Below are 19,201 nucleotides of genomic sequence, written 5' to 3' on the forward strand. Positions count from 1 at the left end.
AAACCAGTCGGCCGACTAAATCCCCGGGATGAAGGGGTCCTTTTTGCACGCCGATCACCCCACGAAGGGGGTGCCTATTGCACGCTGATCCTCACATGTAGGTGGTAGACGCACGACCAGATGCTCTCCGCGACCTCACTATAATCGCGTGCATCTTCACCGCGCTCTCGACTACAGATCACCACGCGAGTTTATTGACCGCGCAACCCGCGAGGCCCCGTCAGGTCTGAAGGGGCAACAACATCTGGCCAGTGCGTTTTTCGATGTGGAGGGGGAGCGCATCCAAACCAGCTTGCTTATTACCAGTCCCTAACTTATATCTGCAATATGCCGAATATTGATCGGCATATTGTGAGGTTTGCGATGACGGCAGTGGCACGAATTCAGGAATTGCTCGGCGGCGAGGCCGTGACGGGACCGCTTCATAACGAGCGAGACATTGTGCGCCTTGTGCGTCGCGGCGTGCCGACCCAGGCGGTCGAACATTTTCTGGAAGCGGCCCGGCTGCCGTTCAACCTGCTGGATCCCAAGATTATCAACCTTCGTACCTTCAAGCGGCGCAAGCAGGCCGCGCAGCCGCTGGAACAGGATGAGTCCGATCGCCTGCTGCGCGTCGTCGGTATCGTTGCCGCGGCCGAGGAGGTGTTCGGCAATCCGGACAAGGCACAGATTTGGCTGAACCGCACGAACCGCGCGCTCGATGACGAGACGCCTCTTGCAATGGCCGACACCGACCGTGGCGCGCGTGCAGTCGAAGCGCTCTTGGGACGGATCGAGCACGGCATCGCTGCGTGATCGTCTATCGGCTCTGCAAGGCCGCCCGTATCGCATTGGATGGGGAAGGGGCCCGGCTGTGGGGTGGGCGCTGGAACTCGGCGGGCCGTCCAATGGTCTATACCGCCGCGACACCCTCTCTCGCGGTGCTGGAGGTGCTCGTGCATCTCGACCTGCCCGCGGAATTGCTCCCCGACGATTTGCGCCTTCTGACCATTGAGGTTCCGGACGATGCGCCCGTGCAGCAACTCGACGTCGACCCCGCCGACGGTGCAGCGTGTGTCGCACAAGGTGATGCCTTTCTTGATGCCGGAAATGTCCTATCGCTTCGGGTGCGAAGTGTTGTGGTTCCGCAGGAATGGAATCTGCTGCTCAACGTCCGGCACGCCGACATGGACAAGGTGAAGATCATCGCGAACGAGCCTTTCCAACTGGACCCGCGTCTCGCCCGCTGATGCGCGTGGATCAATTTCCGCGTGCGTGGGCAACTGCTCTTCAATCAGAATTTCCATTTCGCTTTGCGACAACCCTGTTCTACCCGTCGGTCTGGACGTGTCGCTGGTGACAAGGGATTGCAGGCTGACGGCAGAATCCAAAAGCCTTGTCAGCGGTCGATGAAAACTACGAAGGCCGATTTTGGCATTTTTACCATCGCATTCAGGCACGATTTTTGTCGATGTTGATCGGCCCCTCGATGGTCTATGAGCTGACCCAGCCGGGCGACACTGAAATGGTCAAAGCAGGGGCTCGATCGCCATCTTCAAACAGCGTCAGCGCGTAGTTTAAACTTAAGTTTGGAACCGATTTCTATCGGCACGGAGACGGTAGTGTGGGGGGAAGTGTGGGGGTAGGAATTTCATTTTAAGAATAAAATGAATGAAATTCAATATTTTGACCTGTAGTTCTATTCAAGCCCTGCCACCATTTTGTAACATCGCTGCGGCAGTGGCGGGCACCTAGTCCGCAAGGCCTGCTTCTATCGCCGCGCCAGCACGTCGTAATGCCGGCCGATGCCGAAACGGTCGAAGCGGACGAAACCGGCGGTGCGAAGCTGCGTCTCGATCGCGGCGGCGTCGGTCCAGCGGGCGTCGACCTCGTAGAAGATCGACGCGATGCGGCCCAGATGGTGCGATGCGGCCAATGCCTCGACGACGGTTTCCTCATGCCCTTCGACGTCGATCTTGACGATCAGCGATTCCGCGCCCTCAATCAGCGTGTCGACGCCGGTGATGCCCAGGATGCGGATATCCTCGCGCGCATCGCCGCCTTCGTCCGCCGCGCGGTGGCGGAGGCTCGCGGTGCCGCTGTGCGCGGTGTCCGTCGCGATCGTGGCGATACCGGACTGAAGCGAGACGGCGGCATGGACCGGCTGAATCTTTGCCTCGAGCCCGTTGAGCGCGATATTGTCGCGCAGCAGCGCAAAGGTCGCCGCGACCGGCTCGAAGGCGATGACGCGCGCACACTGCGGGTTGCGCGCCGCGAGCAGGCTGTAGAGTCCCTGATTGGCGCCGATATCGACGAAAGCGAAGGGACTGTCCTGCGCCGCGAGGAAACCGGACAGATCGCGGCCATAGGTCGCGGCGCGGCAATATTGGAAGGTCCGGTCGCGCCAGTTGGCGCGCAGCTTCACGCCATAGCGCGACGTCACGACGTCCTGTGCGCGCGGCAGGGGTAGCGCGGCGAGCGCCCGCACCCAGCCCTTGTGGAGCGTCTTGCGCACGCCATAGTTGAAGAAGGCGGCCAGGGGAGAGGGTTGTTGGCGGATCGAACGGGTCACGGTCATGCGGTACGCCCCATATAGGACAGGATCGCCTCGGCCGCGCGCTCGGACGAAGGACGATCGGCGAGATCGAAGCTGTAGCGGAACATCTGCTCCTGCCGCTCGAACATCTGGGCCGAGAGGATCGGTGGTTCGGCGAGCGCTTCGGAAAGCCCGTCCAGCGTCTCGACCACCGTGCCTGCGCGCCAGTGCGCGAAATCGGGGTCGCCCTGCCAGCGCAGGCGGCGTGGGTTGAGGAAGAGACACGGGCGCGGGCAGCGGATATACTCATAGACCTGGCTGCTCGCATCGCCGAGATAGATGTCGGCGGCGTCGGTGTAGCTCATGTCGAGGCAGGCCGGGCTGCCGGTGTCGATCAGGATATGGTCGTGCTCGTAATAGTCGGGCCGCGGGCCGTAATTCCAGCCGAGTGCAAAGGGCGAGAGCGACGCGGTCAGCCGCTTGCGGAACAGCATGACATGCGGCGCGAAGATCAGATTGTAGCGGTCCTGCGCGGCGAACCAGTCGAGGATCTGCGGCCCCATGCTGTACCAGGAGGACAGCGCGGGCGAGGGATGCGGATTGTAGAGCACGGTCGGCCGTTCCTTCGGGAACAACCGCGGCCCGCCGGTGCGCGGCGGCAGGTCGAACTTGGGATAGCCGACGATCGCATGGCCGTCGTCCTTGAGCAGTTCGGCCTGCGCGAGCCGGTCGCGAATCTTCTCGCCCGACAGCAGCACCAGGTCGAACTTGCCGCTGGCCTTGTCGAACCCGATCGCGCGGTCACCGGCCCCGTGGCGGGTATGGACGAGCTTGAGTGACTTGAGCCCGAACAGCGACTTGAGCAGCAGCGAGGTCTTCTCGGGAACGACCAGCGCATCGAGCGCGCGAAAGCGGTCGAGATTGCGGTGCAGCGTCGAAATCAGGTCGGCGGGGATCGCGCGGCCGCTCGCCCGGTTCGCGGCGGTGGCGAGCGGCGAGGGCGGGCGCAACCGCACGATCTCGGGCGCTGGGCCGTCCTGCGCAGCGGCGAGGCGGCGGACCTCGGCCTCGGTGCCCTCGGACACCAAAATGCTGACCCGCGCATTGCTGCCGCGCCGCAGCAGCGCCAGCGCGACGGGAAGGGCGTGCGCGACCTGATGCGCGGCGCTGTGGTTGAAGAGGAAGCCGATGTGCATGTCGTCAGCGGCCCGCGCGCCAGTCGAGCACCGGCCATTGCCGCGCGGCGGCGATGGTGCGGAGCGCTTTCGACGGATTCACCGCGACCGGCTCGTCGGCCCATTCGAAGATGGGAAGATCAGAAGCATGGTCGGAATAGAAACGGATATGTGCGGCCTCGCGCGCAATTCCCGCCTTCGTCAGGAATGCCTCGACACGCAGCTTCTTGTCGCCGCCATAGCAGTTGGCACCTTCGATCGCGGGTGTCAGGAAGCCGTTTTTCCAGCACGACGCGCTCGCCACGACATCGGCGATGCCGAGCCGGCGGGCGAGCGCGGCGGTATAGAGATGCGGCGCGGCGCTGGCGATGACGATGCGGCGCCCGGCGGCGCGCTCGCGCTCGATCAGGGCCACGCTCTCGGTATAGAGCCCGTCCGCGATCAGCCGGCGCGCGAAGCGATCGGCGAGTCGCGCTGCCTCGCGCTGCGGCAGCGCGCGTCCGATCGCGATGCGGTGCATGGCCTGCTTCATCGTCCGGCGCGGCACGATCTTCAGCGCATAGAGCAGCGCGACCGGCAGCAGCAGTGGAAGAAGAAGCAGGCGCCACGGCGCGCGGCTGCGCGCGGCGAACAGCAGAAAGCGGCTGTAGGTCGGCAGTCGCGTCAGCGTGCGGTCGAGATCGAAGACCGACAGGGTGACGGGGGATAGCGCCCCGGCTGCGGCTGTGGTCCTTCGCTGCGGTCGGGCCATGGTCGTCTGCTCCTTCGCCGACGATCATGACAGGGCGACTTCTCGCGGCGATGGCGCCTTCGTTTGTTTTTCGACATGTTGGCGGAAGGCATGGCGGCGCGCGCGCTCAGCCTCTATTCGGGAATGCGATGCAGATATTGGTGATCGAGGACGATGCCCGTGTTGCGGAGCATATCGCCAAGGGGCTGAAGACGGCGGGGCACGGCGTCGCGCTCGAAAGCGACGGCCGGGCCGGGTTGCTGCGCGCCGCGGCCGACGCCTTCGACCTGATCGTCGTCGACCGGATGCTGCCTCACGTCGACGGTCTTACCATCGTCCAGACGATGCGCGCGACCGGCGACACGACGCCGGTGCTGATCCTGAGCGCGCTCGGCGAGGTCGATGAACGCGTCGCGGGCCTGCGCGCCGGCGGCGACGATTATCTGACCAAGCCCTTCGCCATGTCCGAACTGCTCGCGCGTATCGACGTGCTGAGCCGGCGCGGCCCCGCGATCGTCGCGGAGACCAGGCTGAGCGTCGGCGATCTCGAGATCGATCTGCTCGGTCAGGCGGTGCGGCGCGGCGGCAAGCCGGTCGACCTCACGGCGCGCGAATTTCGTATCCTTGCCTATCTTGCGCGCAACGAGGGACGCGTGGTGACGCGCTCGATGCTGCTCGAACATGTCTGGGATTATCATTTCGACCCGCAGACCAACATCATCGACCAGCATGTCAGTCGGCTGAGGCAAAAGGTCGACCGCGGTTTCGACGGGACGCTGATCCACACCGTACGCGGTACCGGCTATATGATGCGAACGGGCGGATGAACGGCGAGGCGGGCTTGTGGCGCAGCCTGACGCTGCGGCTCGGCATCATCTATGTCGCGCTGTTCCTGACTTCGACCGCGGCATTGTTCGGTTCCGCCTATTGGTTCGCCGTCTATCGGCCGCTGGAAAGGGAAGCGGCGCTGGTTCGCACGGAAATCGGCAGCCTGCAGGCGATCGATCGGGCCGGTGGTCGCGATGCGTTGATCCGCGCTCTGACCGTCCGCCGAAAGACGGGGCCCAAACAACCGTTCGACGCATTGCTCGGCACCGACGGCACGGTCATCCTGTCGAATCTGCCGAGTTGGCCAGAGGATCGGATTCATGGATGGCGCTTGCTCGAGGCCGATCTGTATGTCGGCGGCCAGGAACGCGACTATGAAGCGCTTGTGATCGAAACCACGCTCGACGACGGCGCGCGGCTGATCGTCGGGCGCGACGTCGAGAATATCGACGACCGCGACGAGTTGTTCACCATCGGTTCGGCCTGGCTGATCCTGATCGCGGCGCTGCTTGCGGTCGGCGGCAGCGTCGCGATGAGCCGGGCCGTGGGGCGACGGATCGACGCGGTGACGCGCACCGCCCGGCAGGTGATGGCGGGCAGCCTGACCGAGCGCATCCCGCTGCGTGGCACCGGCGACGATTTCGACGAACTCGCCGCAACGCTCAACATGATGCTGGGACGGATCGAGGAATCGGTCGAATCGGTGCGCCGCGTATCCGACAATGTCGCCCACGAACTGCGTACCCCGCTCGCCCGCCTCCACGCCGATCTCGACGAACTGCGAACCGCAGCGGACGAAGCCGACCGGCAGCGACTGGCCGATCAGGCGCTTGCCGAAGCGGCGCGGCTGCAATCGATCTTCGACGCGCTGCTGCGCATCGCGCGGATCGAAAGCGGTCGGCACCTGGCCGGCGTGCAGCCGGTCGACCTGTCGACCCTGCTGGCCGATGCGGTCGAATTCCATATCCCCGACGCCGAAGCGCACGGCCAGCGGATCGAGTGCGATATCGCGCCGGGGCTGGTCGTCGAAGGCGACCGCAACCTCCTGTTCCAGGCGGTGTCGAATCTGCTCGACAATGCGATCAAATATGGCGGCGACGGCGGTGCCGTGTCGGTGCGCGCCGTGCGGACGGGGGCGGCGACCGAAATCGTCGTGGCCGACCGCGGGCCGGGCATCGCGCCGGCCTATCGGGAAAAGGTCATGGAGCGCTTTTTCCGCCTGCCCGAAACCGCCGGGCAGCCGGGGACAGGCCTCGGCCTTGCGCTGGTGAACGCGATCGTCGCGCTGCACAAGGGGCGTATCGAGATCGGCGACGCGGCGCCGGGAACGCGGGTGACGCTGACCTTCTGAACAGGCGGAGGCGTTCCGCCTATTGATCGATGACGATCGTCCCCGGATGATGCTTGTCGAGGTGGCGCTTGATGATCTTCAGGTTGCGGCTGTTCGACCGGAACAGCAAGTCGAAGGCATCGCCGACGAGCGGGATGGCGCCGAGCGCAGTGTCGACGCCCAGATTGCCCATCATCCGCCAGATCTTCCATTTCGGCATGCCCAGATTGCGTGCCTCCCAGATCAGATAGCCGCCCATGATGGCGGTGATGACGTCACCGACCACCGGCACCAGCCCGACGATCGCGTCGAGCCCGACCGGGCGGTTGATGCCGGGAATGGTGAAGCTGCGTTCGAGCAGGATTTCCAGCGTCTCGATCCGCTTGCGCAGTGCGGCGGGATCGTTGCGATTGGGAATCAGCGCCTCGAACAGCGCGTCGGTGTCGGGGGTCGAAGGGGCCATGCGGGTCCTTTCCTGCGCGCCGGGGGAAGGGCGTTTCCCCTTAATTGGGCGCGTCGCGCAGATGATTCAATGGGTGCTGTCCGCGCGGATTGGCGCGCAGCCCGACCAGCCGCTGCGAGGCGACCGACCAGCGCAGCGGCGTCGCGAGGGGGATGAACGGGGCGTAGCGGCCCAGGATCGCTTCCGCCTCGCCGATCAGCCGCGCGCGGTCGGCGGGGACGGTCGCGGCGGTCGCCTCGTCGATCTTGCGCCGCGCGTCGGCGTTGCACAGCGTGTCGGCGCGGCACGACAGGCGGCGCAGGCCCCACAGCGGATCGTCGTTCGGCGTCACCTCGTCGATCAGCTTCAGGTCGGCGGCGGCGTCCATGCCGACGCGCCGGCTGGGAACGCCGATGCGGTCGAAATCGGCGGCGACATAGGCGTAAAGGATGCGCCCGCCCGGCGCGTCGGGCACCGCGATGCGCAGCGGCCCGATCTCGCGCCCGCCCGCCTTCCACGCGTCGACGACGCGCTTCGCCTGCGCCTGGCGCGAGGCATCGTCATAGGCGGCCCAGGGCGGCAGAAGCGGCGTTGGTCCGCCGTCGCGCGCATAGAGCGCCGGGCGCAGCGTCACCTGCGGCTGCCATTCGGTGAGCCCGAAGGCCTCGATCAGTCGCGCCCGCCGGATCGCCCGCGACAGCGCTTCGCGGTTGACGTCGGTCGCCAGAAAGCCGTCGGCGCGGACAAAGACCAGCCCGAACAGGCCCGGCACCGGATCGACGACGAGCCGCGAGCGCCCGATGTTCGACGAGATGAAATAGGGCAGGCTCGAAAAGCGGCCGCCGAGCACGCCGTCGGCATAGCCGTTCTTGAACCGCGCCAGCGCGCGCGGCGCCGTCGTGCCGACGAGTTCGATCGAGGCCGCGGGGTCGGCGGCGGCCGCCTCCGCCGCTTCGGGGTCCTCGGCGAGCGGATCGGGAACCGGGGTCAGCAGCATCGCACGGCCCTGCTTTTTCGGCCGCATCGGCCCCCATCCCATGCCGCGGTTGACGATTGCCATCGCCGGCTGTGCGAGCAGTTCGAGCAGGTCGGGCTGCGGCACCGACAGGCGAATCTCGATCACCGTGTCGGTCATCGCCTTGATCGTCTCGACCTCGGGGAAATCGTCCTTCAGCACATTCTTGCTGCGCCGGCCGAGGTAGGAGCGCAGGATCGCGGCGACCGCCTCGGCGGTGACCTTGTCGCCGTTCGACCATTTGGCCTCGCGGACGCGGAAGATATAGCTGCGGCCGTCGGTGGTGACCGTCCAGCGCTCGGCCAGCCCCACGTCGATCTCGCCCGCCCCGTCATAGCTGACCAGCCCCTGCGACGTCGCTTCGAGCAGCGCCGCATTGGTCGTCGACAATTCGCCGTTGATCGGATTCGCGGCGGCGTTGAGCGGGCCGATGGCGGCGATGCGGACCGGCCCGCGCTCGCCGAACAGATCGCAGCTCGCGAGGGACAGCGCGAGCAGGCCGGCCGCGACGAGCCGCATGCCGATGCGCCTGGTCGTCATGTCCTTCACTTCTCCCACGCTGGTGCGGACGGCGGGACTCGAACCCGCACACCCAAATGGATAGCAGATTTTAAGTCTGCTGCGTCTACCGGTTCCGCCACGTCCGCACGGCTGCTGCCGGTCAAGCGGATGGGGGAGGGGAGGTCAAGCGCTGTTTGCGGCTTTCCCGCGCCCATCGGCTCGGGTAGAGCAGGCCGGATGCAACCGGTGCTCTCCATCGCCGGCCTCGGCAAGACCTACAAGAGCGGTCACGAGGCCCTGTCCGGCGTCGACCTGACGATCGACAAGGGCGAGATTTTCGCGCTGCTCGGGCCGAACGGCGCGGGCAAGACGACGCTGATCAGCATCGTCTGCGGCATCGTCACGCCCAGCGCGGGGACGGTGACCGTCGCGGGCCACGACCATGTTCAGGGCTATCGCGCCGCGCGGTCGCTGATCGGACTGGTGCCGCAGGAACTGCACACCGACGCCTTCGAAAAGGTGATCGCGACGGTCAGCTTCTCGCGCGGGCTGTTCGGCAAGCCGCGCGACCCCGCCTTCATCGAGCAGTTGCTCCGCGACCTGTCGCTGTGGGACAAGCGCGACGCGAAGATCCTCGAACTGTCGGGCGGGATGAAGCGCCGGGTGATGATCGCCAAGGCGCTCAGCCACGAACCGGAGATTCTCTTCCTCGACGAACCGACCGCCGGCGTCGACGTCGAACTGCGCCGCGACATGTGGGCCATGGTCCGCTCGCTGCGCGACCGCGGCGTGACGATCATCCTGACCACCCATTATATCGAGGAGGCCGAGGAGATGGCCGACCGCGTGGGCGTCATCAGCAAGGGTCGGCTGATCCTGGTCGAGGAGAAGCATGCGCTCATCAAGAAGCTCGGCCGCAAGACGCTGACCCTCAACCTCGCCGAGCCGCTGGCCGCGGTGCCTGGGGAACTGGCCGAGTGGAGACTCGAACTGGCGGGCGAGGGGCATGAACTCGTCTATGAATTCGACAGCCAGGCCGAGGCGACCGGCGTCCCCTCGCTGCTGCGGCGGATGAGCGACATCGGCATCGCGTTCAAGGATCTGCACACGAAGCAAAGCTCGCTCGAGGATATTTTCGTCGGGCTCGTCCACGACACCAAGGCGGAGCAGCCGGCATGAACGCAAACATGCGCGGCATCCGCGCCATCTATCTGTTCGAAATGGCGCGGTTCGGCCGCACCTTCTGGACCAGCCTGCTGATGCCGGTGGTCACCACCTCGCTCTATTTCGTCGTCTTCGGCTCAGCGATCGGCAGCCGGATGACCGAGGTGAGCAGCGTCCCCTATGGCGCCTTCATCGTGCCGGGGCTGATGATGCTGACGATGTTCACCGAAAGCATCAGCAACGCCAGCTTCGGCATCTACATGCCCAAATGGACCGGCACGATCTACGAGATGCTTTCGGCGCCGCTGTCGCCGCTCGAAATGGTCGTTGCCTATGTCGGCGCCGCGGCGACCAAGTCGGTCATCATCGGGGCGATCATCTTCGCGACCGCGCATCTGTTCGTCGATATCCAGGTCGCGCATCCGCTTCTGATGGCGGCGTTCATGCTTCTGATGGCGGTGACCTTCTGCCTGTTCGGCTTCATCATCGGCATCTGGGCGCAGAGTTTCGAGCAGTTGCAGGTGGTGCCGCTGCTCGTCGTCTATCCGCTGACCTTCCTCGGCGGGGCCTTCTATTCGCTGTCGATGCTGCCCCCTGCGTGGCAGACGGTGACGCTGTTCAACCCCGTCGTCTATCTGATCAGCGGCTTTCGCTGGACCTTCTTCGGCCAGGGCGACGTCGGCATCGGCGTCAGCATGGCCGCGGTGGCGCTGTTCCTGACGCTGTGCCTGGGCGTGATCTTCTGGGTCTTCCGCAGCGGCTATCGGCTCAAGAATTGAGGCGAGCGTCACCTCCGCATTCGTCATTGCTTCCCCCGGCTTTCGCCGGGGAAGCAATGACGGACCTGTAAAGCTCAGCCGTTCAGTCGCTCGCGCATTTCCTTGCCGGGCTTGAAATAGGGGACGTTCTTCGCCTGCACCGCGACCGGATCGCCGGTGCGCGGATTGCGGCCGGTGCGCGAGTCGCGGCTTCGCGTTGAAAAGGCGCCGAAACCGCGCAGTTCGACGCGGCCTCCGGCGGCAAGCTGGTCGACGATGGCATCGAAGAAGGCGTCGACGATGCGCTCGACCTCCTCAAGGCGCAAATCCTTGTTTTCGTTCGCGATCTTTTGGACCAGTTCCGACCGGATCATCAGCTTCCCCTATATATCTCACGCGCGTCCCGAAAGACGCGGTCCATCCGGTCGTTGCCGGCACCGATGCGCGTGGACCCCTCCCAACGCGGGCCGGAGACTAACATGAATCAATGGGGCGTCAAAATATATAGAGCGACGAAAAAGGCCCGCCGAGGGACACTCGGCGGGCCTTTCCGTTCGTTCGTCGAAAGGGGAAAGGATCAGTCCTTCTTGCCCGCCTTCAGCGCCTCGCCGAGGATGTCGCCGAGCGACGCACCCGAATCCGACGAGCCGTACTGCGCGACGGCCTGCTTCTCTTCGGCGATCTGCAGCGCCTTGATCGAGAAGTTCGGCTTCTTCGAGCGGTCGAAGCCGATGACCATCGCGTCGAACTTCTGGCCGACCTGATAGCGCTCGGGACGCTGCTCGTCGCGGTCGCGACCCAGGTCGGCGCGCTTGATGAAGCCGGTCGCGCCATCGTCGCCCGCCTGCACCTCGAGGCCGTTGTCGCGGACTTCGAGGACGGTGACGGTGACCGTCTCGTTCTTCTTCAGCGAGCCCGAACCAGCGCCGGCGCCGACGGCGGGCGCGCCCTTCTCAAGCTGCTTGATACCCAGGCTGATGCGTTCCTTCTCGACATCGACGTCGAGGACGACGACCTGCACCGTCTCGCCCTTGCGGTGGAGATGCAGGGCTTCCTCGCCCGAGATGCCCCAGGCGATGTCCGACATGTGAACCATGCCGTCGACGTCGCCGGGCAGGCCGACGAACAGGCCGAACTCGGTCGCATTCTTGACTTCGCCCTCGACCACCGAGCCGACGGGGTGCGCTTCGGCGAAGGCGCCCCACGGGTTCGACTGCGCCTGCTTGAGGCCCAGCGAAATGCGGCGCTTCTCGCTGTCGACCTCGAGGACGATGACCTCGACCTCCTGGCTGGTCGAAACGATCTTGCCGGGGTGGACGTTCTTCTTGACCCACGACATTTCGCTGACGTGGACCAGGCCTTCGATGCCCGGTTCCAGCTCGACGAAGGCGCCGTAATCGGTGATGTTGGTGACGGTGCCGGTGAGCTTCGCGCCGACCGGATATTTGGCCGCCACGCCTTCCCACGGATCGCTTTCGAGCTGCTTCATGCCCAGGCTGATGCGCTGCGTGTCGCGGTTGATGCGGATGATCTGTACCTTGACCGTGTCACCGATGTTGATGACCTCGCTCGGGTGGTTGACGCGCTTGTAGCTCATGTCGGTGACATGGAGCAGGCCGTCGATGCCGCCCAGGTCGACGAAGGCGCCGTAATCGGTGATGTTCTTCACCGCGCCTTCGATGATCTGGCCTTCTTCGAGGTTCTGGATCAGGCCCGAACGCTGTTCGGCGCGCGTTTCTTCCAGGATCGCGCGGCGCGACACGACGATGTTGCCGCGGCGGCGGTCCATCTTCAGAATCTGGAAGGGCTGCGGCAGATCCATCAGCGGGCCGACGTCGCGCACCGGGCGGATGTCGACCTGCGAACCCGGAAGGAACGCCACGGCGCCGCCGAGGTCGACGGTGAAACCGCCCTTGACGCGGCCGAAGATGACGCCTTCGACGCGGGCTTCCTTGTTGAATTCTTCTTCCAGACGGTCCCAGGCGGCTTCGCGGCGGGCGCGATCGCGGGACAGCATGGTTTCGCCATTGGCGTTCTCGACGCGGTCGACATAGACTTCGACTTCGTCGCCGACCTTCAGGTCCGCCTTCTGGCCGGGCGCGGCGAATTCGCGAAGCGGCACGCGCCCTTCGCTCTTCAGGCCGATGTCGATCACTGCCAGGTCGTTTTCGATCGCGGTCACGGTGCCCTTGACGACGCGGCCCTCGAAGCCGCCGTCGGCGCCGCCCAGCGATTCATCGAGCATCGCGGCGAAATCGTCGCGCGTCGGAAAAGCCGTAGAGGCCATAGATGTGTCTTCCTTACTTCATTGTTTCCGGCCAAGCGGTTGAGTCCGCTGGTCTTGTGGCCGAACCGTCCCGTCCGCCGGATGCGGGTCGGGACATCCTCGGAACGATATACCGGATAAAGCGCGGGCAAAGCAAAAAGGGCGCGACGAGTGCACCCCGTCACGCCCGACGCTCAGATGGAGCGGCGGCCTGTCCGTGCCTCAACCAGCGTAATCGCCCGTTGGACGGCCTCGCCTATAGTCATTTCGCCCGTATCGAGCAAGTCCGCATCCGCGGCGCGGATCAGCGGTGCATCGGCGCGACCGGTATCGCGCGCGTCGCGGGCGTGGATGTCGGCGAGCATCGCCTCGAAACTGACCTCCACCCCGCGCCCCAGTATCTCAGTATGGCGCCGCCGCGCGCGCTCCTCGGGCGAGGCGGTGACGAACAGCTTGGCGTCGGCGTGGGGCGCGATGACGGTGCCAATATCGCGCCCGTCGAGCACCGCGCCGCCCGGCTGGTTCGCGAAATCGACCTGCCGGCGTAGCAGCGCCTTGCGAACCGTCGGGTGCACCGACACCCGGCTGGCGAGGCTTCCGGTGCTTTCATAGCGCAGTGCCGGGTCATCGAGCAGGCTGTCGGGAAAGTCGCATGCCACGAGGGCGTCGCTTGCATCGTCCGGGTCGCCATGGTTGAGCTGCGTCTGATAGCCGACCGCGCGATAGAGCAGCCCGGTGTCGAGCACCGGGAGCCCGAAATGCGCCGCCAGCGCGCGCGCGATCGTGCCCTTGCCCGATGCGGTCGGCCCGTCGACGGCGATGATCACCGCTGCAACCCTTCGAGCAGCGGTTCGAAATTGGGAAAGCTCGTCGCGACCGGCGCCATGTCGTCGATCTCCACCGGTGCCGTGCTAACCAGTCCGGCGACGGCGAAGCTCATGCAGATGCGATGGTCGAGGTGGCCGCCGATGGTCGCACCGCCGGTCAGCGGATCGCCGCCGGTGCCCTCGATGACCAAGCCGTCCGCACTTTCCTCGACCCGCGCGCCGATGGCCTGCAGGCCCGCTGCCATGACGGACAGCCGGTCGCTTTCCTTGACGCGCAGTTCGTCGAGGCCCGTCGTCACCGTGCGCCCCTCGGCGAGCGCGGCGGCGACGAAGAGGATCGGAAATTCGTCGATCATGCTCGGCGCGAGCGCCGGATCGACCGCGATGCCCTCCAACATGCTGTGGCGGACGCGCAGGTCGGCGACCGGCTCGCCGCCGACGGTGCGTGCGTCGAGCAGTTCGATATCGCCGCCCATCGACTGCAGTACTTCGACCAGCCCGGCGCGTGTCGGGTTGAGCCCGACATTGGCGATGGTGACGTCCGATCCGGGAATCAGCAGCGCTGCGACGATGAAGAAGGCCGCCGACGAGGGGTCGCCGGGCACCGCGATGATCTGCGGCTTCAACTCGGCTTCGCCGCGCAGGCGGATGTGGCGGGTGCCGTCGGCCTCGGTCTCGACGCTCAGTTCGGCGCCGAAGCCTTGCAGCATTCGCTCGCTATGGTCACGCGTCGGGACGGGCTCGATCACTTCGGTGATTCCCGGCGTGTTCAGCCCGGCCAGCAGCACCGCGCTCTTCACCTGCGCCGAGGCCATCGGCAGGCGATAGGAGAGGGGGATCGCCGGCGCGAGCCCGCGAATCATCAGCGGCAGGGTCTTGGTTCCATTGGCTCCCGGCGAGGCGGTGATGTCCGCTCCCATCTGCGACAGCGGGTCGATCACCCTGCCCATCGGGCGCCCCGACAGGCTGGCGTCGCCGATGAAGGTCGCGGTGATCGGGTGGCTCGCGACCAGTCCCATCAGCAGCCGGGTCGAGGTACCGCTATTCCCCATGTCGAGCGCCTCGCGCGGCTGCAGCAGCCCGCCGACGCCGACGCCGTCGATCACCCATTCGCCGCTTTCCAGGCGCTCGATGCCAGCGCCCATCGCGCGCATCGCGGTCGCGGTGGCGAGCACGTCGTGCCCTTCGAGCAGGCCGGTGACGCGACTGGTGCCGACCGCGAGCGCGGACAGTATCAGCGCGCGGTGCGAGATGCTTTTGTCGCCGGGAATGGCGATCCTGCCTTGCAGGGGAGAGGAGGCCGAGAAGCGGCGCGGCTTGATGGTGAGGTCTGTCATCGCGCGGCGCTTTTGACAGCGGCCCGACAATCTGGCAAGGCGCACGCCGATTTGACGGTTCGGCCGGCATGGCGCCGTCCTTCTTCCAAAATTTCTATCCTGTTTCCAAAAGGTTACGAGGCTTATATGGTAAAGGCTGAATGGGGCACGAAACGTAGCTGCCCGAAATGCGCCACGCGATTCTATGATTTGACCAACGACGATCCGGTCACCTGTATCAATTGCGGCTATGCGTGGATTCCGGAATCGGTGCTGAAATCGAAGCAGCCGATGCCCTTCGAAGAGGCTGAAAAGCCCAAGGCGAAGGAAGAATCGAGCAGCGACGATCTGGATCTGGACGTCGATGTGGACGAAGACAGCGATTCCCCCGACAACGACGTCGACCTTGGCGGGGACGACGATCTGGGCGTCGCGACCGGCGACGACGGGGACGACGAAAGCTGATATTGTCGGCGAGGGGCCAAAAAAGCATCGCACGATGCATTTGGCCCCTTGCATAGTGGGCGCGCGCTGGTAAAGGCGGCGTCCCGATCGCATCACCCAGAGCGATCTCGCGAAATGGCACGGGGCCTTAGCTCAGCTGGGAGAGCGCTACAATGGCATTGTAGAGGTCACCGGTTCGATCCCGGTAGGCTCCACCATTTCGAAAAGTTCGGTAAAAACCGGGCCGACGCGCCAAGCGGGCGGCCCTTTTTCTTGCCTGCAACCGGCTCAGCCGACCGCTTCGGCCCTGCCCAAGGGCTCGAGCGCGATCGGGTCGGCGAGGGTGATCCGGTCGAGGATCGCCGCGGTGTCGTCGCGGACCTTCAGCATCAGGCTGCGCATCCGACAATCGACCTCGGGCAGGCAATTCTTGCAATGCTCGTGCGCGTTGCGGCTTGCGCAGGGCACGAGCGCGAGCGAGCCGCGGGTCAGGCGGACGAGATCGCCATAGCTGATGTCGACCGGCGGCAACGCAAGCTGATAGCCGCCGTCGCGTCCGCGCTGCGAGATGAGCAGCCCCTCGCGCGCCATTTCCGACAGGATGACGGTCAGGAATTTGGGTGGAATATTCTGCGCCTCCGCAATGTCCGCGAGCTGCACCTGCCCCTTGCCCCAATGGTCGGCGAGGTGCTGGAAGGCGCGGATCGTATAGCGGGTCTTCTGCGAAAGCATGACGGCGTTACTGTGACATATTCCATCTTAATTCAACCTGTCTGGATGAGATTTCCGGGGGTGTTGATGAAAATCACAGCGGATGGCATGAATTGGGCATAAAAGGGCGCGCAGGATGGCCCGTATCGGGCACGACAGGGGATGAATGATGCGCAAGATATTCGCGGCTCCCGCGGTGATCGCCGCCGCCATGCTGGCCGCGGCGCCGGTGCAGGCACAGTTTGGCGGCCTGCTGCGCAAGGTGACGACTCCTGCGCCGGCGCCGAGTCCCGAGGGTGACGACGACAATGGCGGCTGCCCCAAGGGCAAGTCGGGCAGCAGCGTCGGGCGCGGTATATTGGGCAGCGTGCTGCGCGACGCGGTCGGCGATGCGGCCAGCAAGGCCGGCGTCTACAGCTATGTTCCGATTGCCGAGGTCAGCGATACGCTGACCGACGCCATCGCCTGCCGCCTCGATCCCGAGGAGCAGAAACAGGCGGCCGAGGCGACCGAGGTGGCCGTGCGCGGCGAAGCGGTCGGATCGACCGCGAACTGGACCAGCGAAACGCGCGAAGGGGTCAGCGGCTCGTCGACGATCATCGCGCGCAACGACGAATCGGGCGGGCGCCAGTGCATCAACGTCACCGACTTCATCATCGTCGATGGCGAGGAAACGCGCGCCACCAAGCGCATGTGCCGCGAACCCGGCCAGCCCCGCTACACGCTGGCCCAGGCGTGAAGCGCGGTATCCGCCTCGCGCTTGGTCTCGCCGCGCTCGCGACGCTCGGCGCGAAGCCCGCGACGGACCCCTTGAACCCAACCTGTCCGCTCCATCCCAACTGGTCGACCAATCCGACGATGGTGCTGACTCCGGTCGAACGGAACGGGGTCAAGATTTTGCTCGCCGAGGGGCGCGTCGACGCCGGTCTGCCCGACCGGCTGGAGGCGGCGCTGGCCGCCCATCCCGGCATCGCCGAAATCTGGTTGAGTTCGCCCGGCGGCGATGCGCGCGCCGGCAATGAAGCGGGGCGGATCATCCGCCGGAATCTGGGGCTCACGACGCGCATCCCGTCGGGATCGGCCTGTTTCAGCGCGTGCAACTTCGTCTTCATGGGCGGCATCCCGCGCTATGTCGATCCGGGTGGCCTGTTCATCGTCCATATGTTCACCCGCACCGGCGACCGCAGCACCATCGACATGAGCGTCGCGATGGGCACCGACGCGACGACCGAGCTGATCGGCGACGTCGAGCAGGACGCTGCGCTGCTCGCGAGCGAGGACAATGATTTCCTGATCCGCATGGGCGTGTCGCGCAAGCTGCTGACCGACGTCATGTATCAGCAAAAGGCGGTCAAAGGCAGCGGCCCCGACCAGTCGACGCGGCGCTGCCTGACGCGCGAGGAGGTGCTGAAATATGGCGTCGACAGCACTGACACGACCGGCGGCGGCTGAAACGGCGCTGCAAGGTTGCAAAGTGAAACGGACGGGATAGACTGGCCGCAATTATTGGGAGAGCCGGCGATGAATGACATGACGCACCCGCGCGCCAAATTCCGGGCGATGACCGAAGGCACGCAGCAGGACTGGGACATCATCGCCGCCGAGCAGAAGGTCTTTGCGCCGAACAACGGCGCGCGCATCCTCGCGCATCTGAAGCTGCTCGCGGGCGATTATGGCGGCTTTCCGGTCGACCGGCTGACGCATTGCCTGCAAACGGCGACGCGTGCGCATCGCGACGGGCGCGACGAGGAATATGTGGTAATGGCGCTGCTCCACGACATCGGCGACACGCTCGGCGCCTTCAACCACCCCGATATCGCGGCGGCGATCTTGAAACCCTTCCTGTCGGAAGAGAATCACTGGATCGTGCAGCATCACGGTATTTTCCAGGGCCATTATTTCTTCCACTATATCGGCCTCGACCGCGATATGCGCGACCAGTTCGAGGATCATCCCTACGCGGCCGCCTGCGCGGAATTCTGCGAGAAATACGACCAGCCGGCGTTCGACCCCGATTACGACACGTTGCCGCTGGAATTTTTCGAACCGATGGTGATGCGCCTGTGCGCCTATCCGAAGAACAGTATCTACAAGAAGGTGATGGTCGAGGAAGCGGCCGCGTAAATAACGGCGTCGCCCCAGCGAAAGCCGGGGCCGCCTACAACCTTGCGCTGCCTTGATGGTCACCCCGGCTTTCGCTGGGGCGGCGAGAATCTACTTCCCCTTGAACTCGGTCTTGCGCTTCTGCTGGAATGCGAGGACGCCTTCCATCGCATCCTCGCTGTTGCCTGCGACGAATTGTCCCATCGCCTCGCTGTCGAGCGTCTCGGCATAGCTTTGCGAAAGGCCGGCGCGCAGCACCTTACGCATCGTGCCCAGCGATACCGTCGGGCCGTTCGCCAGCCGCACGGCCAGCGCCCGGGCCTCGGCCATCAATTCGGCGTCCTCGATGCATTGATAGACCATGCCCCATGCGGCCGCCTGCTCCCCCGAAATCTTCTCGCCCAGCATCATCATCTGCATCGCGCGCGGCACGCCGACCAGACGCGGCAGCAGCCATGACGAACCGCCGTCGGGGATCAGGCCGATGTTGACGAAGGCCTGCAGGAAATAGGCGCTCTTGCCCGCGATGGTGAAATCGCCCGACAGGGCGAAGCTGCACCCGACGCCCGCCGCGGGGCCGTTGACCGCGGTGACGACAGGAATGTCGAGATTGGCGAGCGCGAGCAGCATCGGATTATAGTGATTGCGCAGCGCTTTGCGACTGTTGGCGCCGCCGCCGACCGCCGATGCGCCGCGGTCGCCCGCCAGATCGGCGCCCGAGCAGAATCCGCGTCCCTCGCCGGTAATCAGCAGCGCGCGCGCCCCGAGCACACCCATCCAGTCGAGCGCCGTGCGAATATCGTCGGCCATCGCCGGCGGCATCGAATTGAGCCGTTCGGGCCGGTTGAGCGTGATCGTCGCCACCTGGTCGGCGACGTCGAGCCTGATCGTGTCGAAGCTGGGGATGTCGGTCATGGGGAAGAAATCCTCTCGGGGTGCTTTACCTTTACGTTCACGTAAAGATGTGGCCGATTTGCGGGGCGAGTGCAAGGGGTGACCGGCGCATTCGCCGGTGCGGCGGGGAAGGGCGCGCGCGCCGCCCCTTCCCACGGCGCGTGCGCCCTGCTAGGCGCCCG

The 19,201-nt window shown here is 65.4% G+C and carries 21 protein-coding genes and 2 tRNA genes; 11 read left to right on the forward strand and 12 right to left on the reverse strand.

Annotation, left to right across the window (positions count from 1 at the left end; genetic code table 11):
- Positions 1-327: 327 nt before the first annotated feature.
- Positions 328-795, forward strand: coding sequence for a type II RES/Xre toxin-antitoxin system antitoxin (gene parS / locus FHR21_RS18595; protein WP_246427331.1), 468 nt, complete (start codon positions 328-330; stop codon positions 793-795).
- A complete protein-coding gene (locus tag FHR21_RS18600) occupies positions 792-1,229 on the forward strand; it encodes a type II RES/Xre toxin-antitoxin system toxin (protein ID WP_184101083.1) in 438 nt (145 codons plus the stop codon). The genes parS and FHR21_RS18600 overlap by 4 nt, the downstream gene beginning before the upstream one ends.
- Positions 1,230-1,750: 521 nt before the next feature.
- On the opposite strand, the gene FHR21_RS18605 is transcribed toward FHR21_RS18600, so the two are convergent.
- The 3 genes from FHR21_RS18605 to FHR21_RS18615 are packed head-to-tail and all read right to left on the reverse strand — an operon-like array spanning position 1,751 to position 4,441.
- Entirely contained in the window at positions 1,751-2,557 is an 807-nt protein-coding gene (locus FHR21_RS18605; protein ID WP_184101085.1) for an FkbM family methyltransferase, read from the reverse strand.
- Complete coding sequence (locus FHR21_RS18610) at positions 2,554-3,711, reverse strand: hypothetical protein (protein WP_184101087.1); 1,158 nt, start codon at positions 3,709-3,711, stop codon at positions 2,554-2,556. Before FHR21_RS18610 ends, FHR21_RS18605 begins: the two co-directional genes overlap by 4 nt.
- Positions 3,712-3,715: 4 nt before the next feature.
- Positions 3,716-4,441 (reverse strand): HAD family hydrolase, encoded by a 726-nt coding sequence (locus FHR21_RS18615; protein ID WP_184101089.1) that lies wholly within the window; start codon positions 4,439-4,441, stop codon positions 3,716-3,718.
- A 128-nt stretch (positions 4,442-4,569) separates the two neighbouring features.
- Here FHR21_RS18615 and FHR21_RS18620 point away from each other — a divergent pair, with 128 nt between their 5' ends.
- A complete protein-coding gene (locus FHR21_RS18620) occupies positions 4,570-5,247 on the forward strand; it encodes a response regulator transcription factor (protein WP_184101091.1) in 678 nt (225 codons plus the stop codon).
- Positions 5,244-6,599, forward strand: coding sequence for a HAMP domain-containing sensor histidine kinase (locus tag FHR21_RS18625; RefSeq protein ID WP_184101093.1), 1,356 nt, complete (start codon positions 5,244-5,246; stop codon positions 6,597-6,599). Before FHR21_RS18620 ends, FHR21_RS18625 begins: the two co-directional genes overlap by 4 nt.
- A gap of 19 nt (positions 6,600-6,618) precedes the next feature.
- Here FHR21_RS18625 and FHR21_RS18630 read toward each other — a convergent pair whose 3' ends face one another.
- From FHR21_RS18630 to FHR21_RS18640, 3 genes are all read right to left on the reverse strand, one after another.
- Positions 6,619-7,041 carry a DUF4112 domain-containing protein gene (locus FHR21_RS18630; RefSeq protein WP_184101095.1) on the reverse strand — a complete coding sequence of 141 codons (423 nt, stop codon included), beginning with the start codon at positions 7,039-7,041 and terminating at the stop codon, positions 6,619-6,621.
- 40 nt (positions 7,042-7,081) lie between these two features.
- Complete coding sequence (locus FHR21_RS18635) at positions 7,082-8,575, reverse strand: ABC transporter substrate-binding protein (RefSeq protein ID WP_184101097.1); 1,494 nt, start codon at positions 8,573-8,575, stop codon at positions 7,082-7,084.
- A 20-nt stretch (positions 8,576-8,595) separates the two neighbouring features.
- A tRNA-Leu gene (locus FHR21_RS18640) sits at positions 8,596-8,682 on the reverse strand.
- Positions 8,683-8,773: 91 nt separating this feature from the next.
- Here FHR21_RS18640 and FHR21_RS18645 point away from each other — a divergent pair.
- Complete coding sequence (locus FHR21_RS18645; RefSeq protein WP_184101099.1) at positions 8,774-9,715, forward strand: ABC transporter ATP-binding protein; 942 nt, start codon at positions 8,774-8,776, stop codon at positions 9,713-9,715.
- A complete protein-coding gene (locus tag FHR21_RS18650) occupies positions 9,712-10,479 on the forward strand; it encodes an ABC transporter permease (RefSeq protein ID WP_184101101.1) in 768 nt (255 codons plus the stop codon). Before FHR21_RS18645 ends, FHR21_RS18650 begins: the two co-directional genes overlap by 4 nt.
- 74 nt (positions 10,480-10,553) lie before the next feature.
- Here the strand turns inward: FHR21_RS18650 and FHR21_RS18655 are convergent, their stop codons facing one another.
- The 4 genes from FHR21_RS18655 to aroA form a co-directional block, all read right to left on the reverse strand.
- Positions 10,554-10,832, reverse strand: coding sequence for an integration host factor subunit beta (locus FHR21_RS18655; RefSeq protein ID WP_184101103.1), 279 nt, complete (start codon positions 10,830-10,832; stop codon positions 10,554-10,556).
- Positions 10,833-11,035: 203 nt separating this feature from the next.
- Positions 11,036-12,745: a 30S ribosomal protein S1 gene (gene rpsA, locus FHR21_RS18660; protein ID WP_184101105.1), complete on the reverse strand. Its 1,710-nt coding sequence runs from the start codon at positions 12,743-12,745 to the stop codon at positions 11,036-11,038.
- A gap of 173 nt (positions 12,746-12,918) precedes the next feature.
- Positions 12,919-13,551 carry a (d)CMP kinase gene (locus tag FHR21_RS18665; protein WP_184101107.1) on the reverse strand — a complete coding sequence of 211 codons (633 nt, stop codon included), beginning with the start codon at positions 13,549-13,551 and terminating at the stop codon, positions 12,919-12,921.
- A complete protein-coding gene (gene aroA, locus FHR21_RS18670; RefSeq protein WP_184101109.1) occupies positions 13,548-14,888 on the reverse strand; it encodes a 3-phosphoshikimate 1-carboxyvinyltransferase in 1,341 nt (446 codons plus the stop codon). Before aroA ends, FHR21_RS18665 begins: the two co-directional genes overlap by 4 nt.
- A 126-nt stretch (positions 14,889-15,014) precedes the next feature.
- On the opposite strand from aroA, the gene FHR21_RS18675 reads away from it, so the two are divergent.
- Both FHR21_RS18675 and FHR21_RS18680 read left to right on the forward strand, forming a co-directional pair.
- Positions 15,015-15,332: a TIGR02300 family protein gene (locus FHR21_RS18675; RefSeq protein WP_184101186.1), complete on the forward strand. Its 318-nt coding sequence runs from the start codon at positions 15,015-15,017 to the stop codon at positions 15,330-15,332.
- Positions 15,333-15,453: 121 nt separating this feature from the next.
- Positions 15,454-15,529 (forward strand) — tRNA-Ala (locus tag FHR21_RS18680).
- A 70-nt stretch (positions 15,530-15,599) separates the two neighbouring features.
- Here the strand turns inward: FHR21_RS18680 and FHR21_RS18685 are convergent.
- Positions 15,600-16,043, reverse strand: a complete 444-nt coding sequence (locus FHR21_RS18685; RefSeq protein WP_184101111.1) for an RrF2 family transcriptional regulator — start codon at positions 16,041-16,043, stop codon at positions 15,600-15,602.
- A 148-nt stretch (positions 16,044-16,191) separates the two neighbouring features.
- On the opposite strand from FHR21_RS18685, the gene FHR21_RS18690 reads away from it, so the two are divergent.
- The 3 genes from FHR21_RS18690 (at position 16,192) to FHR21_RS18700 (ending at position 18,146) form a co-directional block, all read left to right on the forward strand.
- On the forward strand, positions 16,192-16,761 hold the full coding sequence (locus tag FHR21_RS18690; RefSeq protein ID WP_184101113.1) for a hypothetical protein: 570 nt from the start codon (positions 16,192-16,194) through the stop codon (positions 16,759-16,761).
- The gene (locus tag FHR21_RS18695) at positions 16,758-17,474 is read left to right on the forward strand and encodes a COG3904 family protein (protein ID WP_338113217.1); all 717 of its coding nucleotides are present in this window, start codon (positions 16,758-16,760) and stop codon (positions 17,472-17,474) included. The genes FHR21_RS18690 and FHR21_RS18695 overlap by 4 nt, the downstream gene beginning before the upstream one ends.
- A gap of 69 nt (positions 17,475-17,543) precedes the next feature.
- Positions 17,544-18,146, forward strand: a complete 603-nt coding sequence (locus FHR21_RS18700) for an HD domain-containing protein (RefSeq protein WP_184101115.1) — start codon at positions 17,544-17,546, stop codon at positions 18,144-18,146.
- A 90-nt stretch (positions 18,147-18,236) separates the two neighbouring features.
- On the opposite strand, the gene FHR21_RS18705 is transcribed toward FHR21_RS18700, so the two are convergent.
- On the reverse strand, positions 18,237-19,040 hold the full coding sequence (locus FHR21_RS18705) for an enoyl-CoA hydratase-related protein (protein ID WP_184101117.1): 804 nt from the start codon (positions 19,038-19,040) through the stop codon (positions 18,237-18,239).
- Positions 19,041-19,201: the final 161 nt, after the last annotated feature.

This window comes from Sphingopyxis panaciterrulae, assembly GCF_014199295.1.
GTDB classification, from domain to species: Bacteria; Pseudomonadota; Alphaproteobacteria; order Sphingomonadales; family Sphingomonadaceae; genus Sphingopyxis; species Sphingopyxis panaciterrulae.